Annotated in this window: 9 protein-coding genes; 5 read left to right on the plus strand and 4 right to left on the minus strand. The window is 61.8% G+C overall.

Annotation, left to right across the window (positions count from 1 at the left end; translation table 11 throughout):
* Positions 1-814: 814 nt before the first annotated feature.
* Positions 815-1,135, plus strand: coding sequence for a hypothetical protein (locus tag ABZ863_RS34655; protein ID WP_358543927.1), 321 nt, complete (start codon positions 815-817; stop codon positions 1,133-1,135).
* 23 nt (positions 1,136-1,158) lie between these two features.
* Positions 1,159-2,247, plus strand: a complete 1,089-nt coding sequence (locus tag ABZ863_RS34660) for an XRE family transcriptional regulator (RefSeq protein ID WP_358543929.1) — start codon at positions 1,159-1,161, stop codon at positions 2,245-2,247.
* A 244-nt stretch (positions 2,248-2,491) separates the two neighbouring features.
* Here the strand turns inward: ABZ863_RS34660 and ABZ863_RS34665 are convergent, their stop codons facing one another.
* A complete protein-coding gene (locus ABZ863_RS34665) occupies positions 2,492-3,166 on the minus strand; it encodes a hypothetical protein (RefSeq protein ID WP_358543932.1) in 675 nt (224 codons plus the stop codon).
* Positions 3,167-4,310: 1,144 nt separating this feature from the next.
* Entirely contained in the window at positions 4,311-5,186 is an 876-nt protein-coding gene (locus ABZ863_RS34670; protein ID WP_358543934.1) for an SLATT domain-containing protein, read from the minus strand.
* A 5-nt stretch (positions 5,187-5,191) separates the two neighbouring features.
* On the opposite strand from ABZ863_RS34670, the gene ABZ863_RS34675 reads away from it, so the two are divergent.
* Positions 5,192-5,800 carry a hypothetical protein gene (locus ABZ863_RS34675; RefSeq protein WP_358543936.1) on the plus strand — a complete coding sequence of 203 codons (609 nt, stop codon included), beginning with the start codon at positions 5,192-5,194 and terminating at the stop codon, positions 5,798-5,800.
* Here the strand turns inward: ABZ863_RS34675 and ABZ863_RS34680 are convergent.
* Both ABZ863_RS34680 and ABZ863_RS34685 read right to left on the minus strand, forming a co-directional pair.
* The gene (locus ABZ863_RS34680; RefSeq protein WP_358543938.1) at positions 5,776-6,552 is read right to left on the minus strand and encodes a glycosyltransferase family 2 protein; all 777 of its coding nucleotides are present in this window, start codon (positions 6,550-6,552) and stop codon (positions 5,776-5,778) included. The genes ABZ863_RS34675 and ABZ863_RS34680 overlap by 25 nt on opposite strands.
* Entirely contained in the window at positions 6,549-7,337 is a 789-nt protein-coding gene (locus ABZ863_RS34685; protein ID WP_358543940.1) for a GntR family transcriptional regulator, read from the minus strand. Before ABZ863_RS34685 ends, ABZ863_RS34680 begins: the two co-directional genes overlap by 4 nt.
* 537 nt (positions 7,338-7,874) lie before the next feature.
* Here ABZ863_RS34685 and ABZ863_RS34690 point away from each other — a divergent pair.
* Positions 7,875-8,060 carry a hypothetical protein gene (locus ABZ863_RS34690; protein WP_358543942.1) on the plus strand — a complete coding sequence of 62 codons (186 nt, stop codon included), beginning with the start codon at positions 7,875-7,877 and terminating at the stop codon, positions 8,058-8,060.
* Between the two features lie 84 nt (positions 8,061-8,144).
* The coding region (locus tag ABZ863_RS34695) for a DUF6284 family protein (RefSeq protein WP_358543945.1) at positions 8,145-8,361 on the plus strand (217 nt) is incomplete at its 3' end.

Raw genomic sequence — 8,361 nt, forward strand, 5'->3', positions numbered from 1 at the left:
AGCGGGGCCCTCTTCGTATTGCCCGGTGAGAGCAATGGCGGAGGATACGAGATTCGAACTCGTGAGGGGTTGCCCCCAACACGCTTTCCAACTGTGCGCGTAGCGGTACAGGGCCGTTCTTGGACATACGAGCAGCAGGTCACGGGGGTGCGTACGTACGTCGGTGGACAGCGGTGTACGCAGTCGAACCGGACAATGATCAGGACAACGAGATCAGGTCGGCGAGGAACGACACACGCGTCCCCGCCCTGGTGAGCCGACCTTCGCAGCGGCTCCGGCCTGCGATTGCTGTCAGCCCCGCGCCGCGTCCGCACTGCCGGGCACTGTGAGTCGGGCGACTCTCTACGGCTCCATCCGTGACTGTCGGTGCACCCCTGTAAGCTGACTTATTGATTCCGGCCCTCATCCGAGGGCTAGATCCCCTAACCCTGGAGGCGGAATGATCGAATCCTTAGCAGCAGGGTCCCATGCTGACTACGAGGCGCGGGTTGCCAACCTCGGCCTCCGCGGGGACGTGTTGCGACAAGCGCTCGGGGCGAGTAACACAGAGCGTGGGTTGTGCTCAAAGGATCACGCGGCCAGGATCGCTCCAGGCATCTACGCCTACAACGGACTCGTTACGAGCCTAAGCCGCCAACTGGACGGTGAGGACGACTGGCGTCGCGTCAACCTAGCTGGCGTCCTGCCCATCATGCTCAACTCCCGTACACGTGTTGCTCTAGGGGTGGCTAGTGGCAGCCCGCGCACTGGCCAGAGGGCAGGGAGGTTGCAGCCCAGCTCGCGGTACCCGAAAGGCGAACTGACCAAGAGGCTGGTGGAGCGCAATGTGCCGCTTGGGCAGATCGCCCTGCTTGGCCGCTCGGCCTTCCAAGTGACAGAGCACACCGACGAGCTGGCCGGCTACAACCTGTGGCTCATGTTGGTCTACTTTGATCAAAAGAAGGCAGAGATTCGGCATGAAGTCTCACTACCCGAGCGCCTGAACGCCAAGGGGTACGTGAAGGACTGGTATGAGCGCATCCTCCCAGATAGTCCGTACTCAGTCGATGGTGACGAGTTCGGCTTCATCGACAGTGATCCCAATGACGGGTTCGGTCCACCCAGCGAAGTCTCGGTCGAGAGGCGGAAGCCCTAACGGCCTAGAAGGAAAGGTGCCAGATGTTCACGCCATCTCGGTTGACACTAGCTCGTAAGCGTCGACGTATGACACTTGTTGAGCTTGGCAACCGAGTGGGCGTGAGCAGTCAAAGCATCTCCAACTACGAACACGATCGTCAGCAGCCGTCACCGCAAACTCTTGATAGGATCGCGGAGGTTCTAGATTTCCCGCTTTCCTTTTTCTCCGCTCCAGAGATCGATGAAATCGATCCTGCGTCCGTCAGTTTCCGCGCTCGAAGCAAACTGTCTGCATATATTCGCGATGCCGCATTGTCGGAATCACGTCTAGCTGTCGAGTTTAGTCACTGGCTGGACGACTTGTTTGATCTGCCGGCGCCGGATGTACCAACTCCTGGACGGAAGATGAGCCCGGAGTTGAATGTCGAGTATCTTCGCTCCGTATGGCGCATGGGTGAGAATGAATCCATTAGAAATGCGATTCACCTAGTCGAAGCTCATGGAGTGCGCGTATTTTCACTTGCTCCGGAGTATGTGGAGGTGGATGCATTCTCATTCTGGCGAGACGGGCGGCCGTACATTTTTCTGAACACGCTTAAATCTGCAGCTCGTAGCCGATTTGATGTTGCCCATGAACTCGGCCATCTTATGATGCACTGCGATGACGAGGCCGGGGTGAGGACGCGAGCGGCTGAGAAGGAAGCTGACGAGTTTGCATCTAACCTATTGATGCCGCGACGCAGCATCGCGGAAAGAGTTCCGGCGAGCCCGACCACGGATCAAATTATCAGGTCGAGGAAATACTGGAACGTGTCAGCTCTGGCCTTGACATATCGCCTACACGCTCTTGGAAGAATCACCGAATGGCAGTATCGTCAGTCCGTGATCGAGCTGGGGCGGCTGGGCTTTAGGACCGGGGAACCCAGAGACGCCCCGCGCGAGACATCAATGCTCCTTCAGAAAGTTTTTAGTGCGCTTTGGTCTGACGGCATCAGGCCGTCACAAATTGCGGATCAGCTTAACGCTTCCGTTGCGGAATTGAACAGCTGGGTCTTCGGGCTTATGGCAACTCCTCAGCAGACACACGAAGCATACTCCACGAATCGACCGCCCCAACTAAGGGTGGTCTAGTTAGCGCGTGGGTAAGAACTTTCTACCTGCACTCTTGCAGGGCGACGTGACGCTTTCTTCCAGAAGGTTAATCGAGGGTGCCAGTGCAACGTTAACTCGCGCATCTCAGCTGGCCAGCTGGCTTCCGCAGCAAAGTCAGGAGCACGCGGCCAATGAAAATAGTTCGCCCTAAAGAGGAAGCGCCACGGCGCCCGCCACATGATAGTTGGTAATCCGAAGGGTACTTCGGTTCTTGAGGTGTCGTTTAGATCCCTCGTGATTCCATCTCTTTCCATGTCCTGAAGACTGGGACCATAATGTTTAGAGCGCCGGGGTCGCCCTCAACGGGATCGCTGCACGTCGTCTCGCCATTAGCCCCTCTCTCCACGAAACACTGTTGCTCCGATCTCCGGCCGTCGCGAGTTACCGCGTAAACCACAAGCCCTTCCTTCTTGCCTATGTGATAACGGGCAGGCAGGAGGATCGTATTCAGCTTCTTCTCGATTTCTGTTTGTACTCCCATCCAGAGTTCGCTAATTACAAGCACCCCATCGGCTCGTTTTCGTTCTACTAGTTGAGCAAGCGATTCAAAGGCGAGTCGCTTGGTTCGCTGGTCATCAAACCGCATTCCTAGGGTGCTTACGAGAGTTGTTCCTGCGAATAGACATGCGATCGTGGCGTGAGCGCCGTCTTTTTCCATCACTTTGCGTGCTATCTGCATGAAGCCGGGCACTCGGGCAATAGCATCGCCATTAGGGAACTCCGTGGGCAGTTGGTATCCTTGCACCGCTTCCGCAGCTCTCTTTTCATTCGCCTCGACAATCTCCGAAGCTGCGGATACGGCGCTTCCATCTGGGGTGGAGAAGTGGCTAGTGAGGTCAGATTGCGCGATGTGAATACATGGCAGGTATCCCGAAGTGAGCGGCAGCTCCGTAGTCACGCACTCCTCGTACGACCTGTCGAGAGTGCATACTGTTTTGTTGGCTGCACGGTGTCCGACCCGGAGAAGTTCATTGAGATGCATGTATGCGGCAGCGCATGCGTCTAGAATTTCCCACGAGTCCAGTTCCTTATCGACCCATCGCCTATTGATCGTCATAGTGCCAAACGGGGGCATTCCGTGCGACTGTTCGACTGCGGACAGGATCTCCCTCACGCTCATGCGGGGGGGAAAGTTCCCATTTATCTCCTTCCTGGTGTGCCAATCTCCGATCCACGTCACCTGGCAATAGCTGTGAAGGTCTAGGTCGGATTCATGAACGATGCGATTGCGTGCCCTCGCGGCCCAGCGCATCACTTCTAGTTTCGCTGTGGTGTCGTTGTAATTCGTGAACCATTCATTGAATCTGGGGAGGTTCTTATTGTGCTTCAACAGGAGGCTGGTTACGCTTCGGTGAGTTTGCAAAAAAGTGTTCAGATTTAGCCTAAAAACGTCTGGTTCGAAGTATGAATCCTGCAATGCGTGCCATTGGGCGTGGCAGTCCATTAGGCGCTTATGTGCTTGCGGCATCGGGCAGTTGGCAGAAGAAATCGACGACACGACCTATCGGCCCCCATCAGGCTAGAAACTGACTGAGTATCCCATGTTGGAGTGGCTGTGTGGGCCGGTTGTGCACGAACGGCTAGCTGTCGACTGTGCGTCAGAGGCGAGAAGCGTCCACGTTCGCGATTGCGGCTGTCGCTGCCGCAGAAGGGCAGAGCGATGCGCGGGCTGCCTTGCAGCAGCTTCGTGTAGATCGGTCTAGCGTTGGCTCGATGCGTCCTCGCCGACCTATGAGCAGGCGGGCCGCAACGCACGCCGCCACTGCTCCGTCTCTCACAGGCCGCCGGAATTGGGCCCGGCAGTCATGGAGTCGCACATGGTCAGTGGAAGGCGGCACCCACACCAGACGTCCTTGGGACGGTGATCAGATGTGACGGGTTTCAAGACCGGGGTCTGCATGAGCAGCTTGCCACCTTCCACCTGCACGGATACGGCGCGCGGTGCCGAGCCGAGCGTCAACTGGCCCGCACATGGCCCATGGCCGGTCGTTGAGGCCAGGCGCCCACAGCCGTCCACCTCGGGGGTGGCCAGGGCCCCCTCGTCAGAGGACTTCCCCTTGTCCCTGCTGCGGCTGGTCCAATTGCTGCTCCCTCAAACGCTGCTCAGCACGAATATCCTCTACAGCAATCGCGAACGAGCGGAGATTTTCATCTTCCCCGGAGCCGACATACGGGGGGATGCCAAGCTCGATTGCCGTAGCGTGCCTTTCCAGGCTATCGGCAGTCTGCTGCAAATTAAAGGACCGCTCCTTGGGCTTGAAATAACCCGAAGCGGCAGTTACCGCACTCACCGTGAAACCCAGGCCGATCAGTACACCCTTACCTGGCTGCGGCGGGTCGTACCATGCAGTTACGGCGGTAATCGAGGCAGAGCAAACAAAGAGCAACCATTGCATGAACAGATGGATACGCCGGTAATGGCGCGACTCCTTACGGAGTCGCGAGATTTCACCAGGCATCCGCTCCCGGTAGGTAGCCTGCCGATCAAGCAGTGGCGGGGTCATACCCCTTGCGGCGAGCACCCGCCTTTCCTCTGCCAGTTGCAGCTCAAGCTTAATTTCGCCGACAGACGTCCCACTGTCCAGCCATGGTGAATTAATTTCGAACTCGGCAATAAGCTGAGCCAGTGACGCAATTCCCGTCACCACCAGAAAGGCAATAAAGGTCCCGTTCGCCGACCATGGCACGCCGTCACCGTGCGGCCAGATGGTCCACTTGACCACTACCCAGGACAGCAAGATTAAGAGGAAGGCTACCGGCGTCCCCCATAGGCCAATTACTTGCAGTCGGCGATGGGCAATCCTTCGCCTGATAGCTTCGACCTCTCGACGGTGCGCAATCAAGGCATCGGCGCTATTCTCGCCACTCACTTCACTCACGGATTGCCCTTCCCGAGCCACTACCACGCGGATCGCCACCTCGTATGATCCTCCTCAAACTTGCCATGGGGGACACGATGGACGTAGCCGGCCAAGCAATCACCATCCTGGCCGTGGTGGTGGGCGCGTTGACCACGCACTTCACCAACCATCTGCTTGAGCGACAGCGGATGCGGCACCTTCTGCTCACCCGCTGGGACGAGCGGAAGCTTGAGACGTACGCGGAGTACATCGACGCTGTGCGCACCTGCATCTACAGCGCCGTGATGCTCTACGAGGCCCGCACTGGGCTGGGCCGCAGCGAGCGGTCCGGGACCAGCCTCGCCGAGGAGCTGACCGAGGCGGAGGGGGTGCGGAGTCGGGCGTTCGAGCGCGTGATGTTGCTTGCCGAGGATCAGGTGATCGAAGCGGCGCATGGCATCAACACCGCGACGAAGGCGATCGACTGGCGGGCGCGGGGGACGACCGAGGGGCCGCTTGAGGAGTGGCGGGAGTTGAACCGGGAGGCGTTCCGCGCCATCAACCGGTTCCACGAGAGCGCTCGCGCCGACCTCGGCGTCCTGGGGGCGTTCCAGGGCGCGGACCACTCGGCCCGCGCCCTGATCTTGCCGGAGAGTCGACGGGAGGGTCAGGCGGCGGCTGACGGGGAGTAGACCCAGCCGCTCCGGGCCAACGCCGTCGCGCGAGCGTCGATGACCTGCATACGGGCATCTCGCTCCACGGGGTCGGTGTGGGATGCCGCGCCCGTCACCTGGCCGGGCCACTTGCGGTACAGCAGGCCCACGTCAGCGTTGAACCAACCGCGGCTGACCGCGCTCAGCGCGAGTAGCAGGCCGGTGTCTTCGCTCGCCGGCAGTGCCATCCAGCCGCCCAGCGCGAGGAGCAGATCCTTGCGGATGGCGAGCGTCGCCGGGTGGACGGGAGCGCGGTAGTCGTGGGCCCGCCAGTGCTCCAGGACGCTGCCGCGTTCCAGCACGCCGGGACCCGGGTCGCCCTCGAAGCCGAGGGTGCTCCCGTCCGGGAGAAGGTCAAGAACTCGGGACGTCACCCAGCCCACTTCGGGGTTCCGCTCCAGAGCCTTCAGGTCACGGGCGAGCGTGCCGGGCGTGAGCTGGTCGTCCGCGTCCAGCACCTTGACCACCTCGCCCTTAGCCCTGGCCAGGCCCAGCATCCGGGCCATGGCGGCTCGGCCGGCCCGCCCCTGCCCGAAGGACACGCGCTCGTCGTCGGGGACGTGCGGGGCGACCTCATTGGTGTGCCCGTCCTCCTGGATGACCCACTGCCAGTCCCACCCGGCGGGCAGTTCCTGCGCCAGCAGGGACTTGTACGCCTCGGGAAGGTGGTGCGCTCCGGGCGCGTGAACAGCCGTGATGACTGAGATGGTCTTGGCTTCGATCACTTTCACCACTTCCTGAGTGGGGTCGTGAACATCAACTCGGTGCGGTCGCCCGGGAGGACGACGCGGGAGTACTCCACCACGTTGCCGTCCGTCGACCTGGACAGCTTCTTGAGGACGAGGACCGCCACGCCGGGCGTGATGTTCAGTTCCTCTGCCTCCTCCACCGTGGGGGGTCGCGCGGTCACGCGCTCCTCCACAGCGCCCAGTTCGATGCCGATCGTGTAGAGCTGGTTCTGCGTTCCGCCGGGCCACGGCTCCTTACCGGAGTCCAGCAGATCCGGGTTCTCGGCCACCACCTCGTGGACGAGGTAGGAGGAGATCAGCGAGAACGGCGCGTCCTCGGAGCGATGCCGAGTCCGGTAGCGCCGCTCAAGAAGGCGGGTGCCCACCTCGACGCCGAAAACGCCGGCAAGCTCGGTGTCGGCCTCCGTCTCGGTGTACTCGGCCTCGAACACGAGATCCGAGACCGTCAGCCCCGTGTCGTGCTCCGTGGCCCCGGTCTCCGCGCGCTTCTCCTCGGGGTGCCGCGCCCGGTCCTTCTCCCACTGGTGGCGCTCGTTCGTCCGCAGGTTCCGGGTGCGTTCCTTGCGTACGAAGGTGCCTCGCCCGTGGACGCGCTCCACCAGGCCCTCGGCCTGGAGCACGCCGAGCGCCTGCCTTATTGTCGGCGGGCTCACCTTGTACTTCTCCGCAAGCGCCGTCTCCGCCGCCAGCCGCTCACCTGGGGCGGGTGAGCCGCTGCGGATCTCCTCGCGGAGGGCATCCGCGATCTTCTCGTAGCGCTTCGCCATGTCGGTTCTCTCTCCCGGGGCCGTGACTCTCTCACCTTAAGTCCTCAAGAGGTCTTGACGACCCACTGTTGCTCAGGTCATAGTCTTGGCAACTCCTCAAGAGGACTTGTCCTCAATAGGAGTTGAGTGCCTTCTATTCCGCTGCCAGCGGGAGGAGGGCGATCGAGCAGAAGGCGGGGACGCTGCAATCTCGCTTAAGGCCAGACGACAGAGCCGAACGGCTCGACTGGCGAGGTGGCCCGGTGACCGCGAGCAACGGCCGGAGAGTGGGGACGAGGTCCCCCTTGCAGTGCTTCACACATGCCCTGGCCAGCAGAAAGGCCCCAATCCATGCACGTTCACCGATTGCTCAAGGCGTCGGCGAGCTTGACCACCTCGGCGGCTACGCCCTCCGCGTCATTGCCCGGCGCACCACTGATCCGCCGGGAGCGCTCCTGCGACTGACAGGCGCCCGTCATCGCCCGCCCCGCCCCTCGACTGGGGTCGGTGGGCGGCGGCGGGGACCCGGACAGTCCGGTGTCTGGAAGGGAGCCACGCATGTTCGGCAAGAAGCACCCGACCGGTGACGCCGCCCAGCAGCTCACCGACCGCGCCAAGACGGTCGTGCAGAGCCAGGCGGCGATCCACGCCGCCAAGACCGGCGGTGCCGACGCGGTCCGCGAGCTGGCGGCCGGGATGAGCACCGAGGAGATCGGCCGCGTCATCGAACAGCTCAAGCGCTGACCGACATTCCCGAACGGCGAGCGGCCCCGAGGTGCATCTCGGGGCCGCTCCTGGGCCGTTCCTCGCGAAAGGACAGGTAGACCCATGGAGCACATCGTCACCCTGACGGTGGCCGTTACGGCGTTCGCGCCGTGGCTGGAGCCGACCGAGGCCGAGCTGGACGCGATCGAGGCGGAGGCCGCGCTGCTCGCCGCCGAGGTGGAGGAAGAGCGGGGTGGGTCGTGGGCGTGTCGTGGCGCTGGTGGTGCGTCGGCCTGGTCGCGGGTGTTCTCTTCCTTGCCGCCGCCCCCGCCGGGGCGAT

The sequence above is a fragment of the Saccharomonospora sp. NPDC046836 genome, from assembly GCF_040645195.1.
Taxonomy (GTDB): Bacteria; Actinomycetota; Actinomycetes; order Mycobacteriales; family Pseudonocardiaceae; genus Prauserella_A.